Annotated in this window: 2 protein-coding genes; both read left to right on the top strand. The window is 46.8% G+C overall.

Features of this window, described 5'->3' with window-relative positions:
- Positions 1 to 982: RecQ family ATP-dependent DNA helicase (locus tag R7P72_RS24170; RefSeq protein WP_318110851.1), on the top strand; the 982-nt coding region annotated here is incomplete at its 5' end.
- A 9-nt stretch (positions 983 to 991) separates the two neighbouring features.
- Positions 992 to 1,297 (top strand): DUF3630 family protein, encoded by a 306-nt coding sequence (locus R7P72_RS24165; protein WP_005458579.1) that lies wholly within the window; start codon positions 992 to 994, stop codon positions 1,295 to 1,297.
- Positions 1,298 to 1,506: the final 209 nt, after the last annotated feature.

The following is a 1,506-nucleotide window of genomic DNA, read 5'->3' as shown; positions in this document are numbered from 1 at the left end:
TCAGCGTGATGACATTCAAATCGTGGTCGCGACGGTTGCCTTTGGTATGGGCATCAACAAGCCTAACGTCCGTTTTGTGGTGCACTTTGATATTCCGCGCAATATTGAATCCTACTACCAAGAAACGGGACGAGCAGGGCGAGATGGTTTACCTGCTGAAGCGATGATGTTGTACGACCCCGCAGACATCAGTTGGCTACGCCGCATGCTGGATGAAAAAGACGATGGACCGCAAAAGCAAGTAGAAAGCCATAAACTTAATGCGATGAGTGCCTTTGCAGAAGCGCAAACCTGTCGTCGTCAGGTTCTGCTCAACTACTTTGGTGAATACCGCGAGAAGCCTTGTGGTAACTGTGATATCTGCCTCGATCCACCCAAACATTTTGATGCGACAGAAGAAGCGCGAAAAGCGTTGTCGTGTGTTTACCGCGTTAACCAAAGCTTTGGTATGACGTATGTGGTTGAGGTGCTGCGTGGTATGCAAAATATCCGCGTGCGTGAACATGGCCACGATAAGATCTCTACATACGGCATTGGCCGCGATCACAGCCATGATTACTGGGTGAGTATCTTCCGCCAGTTAATCCACAAAGGACTGTTGTTTCAAAACATCACCCGAAACTCGACGTTGCAATTGACCGAGGAAGCTCGACCATTATTGCGCGGGGATGTGTCGCTCGAGCTAGCGGTTCCTCGTTTGGATACCGCAGCACGCGCTGCGAAGTCGGACAAACTGACCAGCAAAAACTACGATAAGAAGCTGTTTGCGAAATTACGCAAGCTGCGTAAATCGATTGCTGATGAAGATGGCTTACCACCATACGTTGTATTTAGTGATGCGACCTTGATTGATATGGCGGAGATTCTGCCAACGTCGTATGGCGAAATGCTGGCGGTGAGCGGGGTAGGTCAACGTAAATTAGAAAAATATGCCGATCCATTCTTGGATCTGATTCAAGAACACATCACTCACCACGGATAAGGAACCGAAATGCAGAAGGAATTTGGCCTAACAGAATACATTGCCGAAGAAGGTCGTTTGCTGATTGCAGCACCAAGATTTGATTTAGACACCTTTCCGGCGTTAGGTGAGCGTTTGGTGGGTTTACTCTCTGCGACGGTAATCGAAAAACAGTGGGATGCGGATATCCACTCTTGGCTGATCGATTTTGAAGGTTGCCGCTTATTTATGAAAGCGGAGCATTACAGTGAAGCGATTTGGTTTGAAGCGCTGAACATTGAAGAGAGCAGGGAAGAGCTCGATTATCTTGCTGGATTATTTCAACGCGGCTTCTAAACTCGACTTATCAACTCTTTAAATCATTTCCTTATAGGGTGTTTCACATGAAACACCCTTTTTCGTTTTTCGCCCAATTCTTTGGTGTAAAGGTGAAATTATCGGATAAACGTTTGCGTAAAAAGCACCGCTTGCGAGCGCAATTGGTTAATGTATAATCGCCCACCGCTTCGCTTGGAATGAGTGAAGCCGATTTGAATTTTCATTTT

Origin of the sequence: Vibrio sp. Vb0888 (assembly GCF_033338835.1) — a bacterium.
GTDB lineage: Bacteria > Pseudomonadota > Gammaproteobacteria > Enterobacterales > Vibrionaceae > Vibrio > Vibrio alginolyticus.
Note: the sequence above shows the minus strand (reverse complement) of the source record. Positions and strands in the feature narration are given on the sequence as shown.

Coding starts and splice junctions, on each gene's coding strand:
- R7P72_RS24165 (WP_005458579.1), top strand. CDS start 992: ATGCAGAAGGAATTTGGCCTAACAGAATACATTGCCGAAGAAGGTCGT.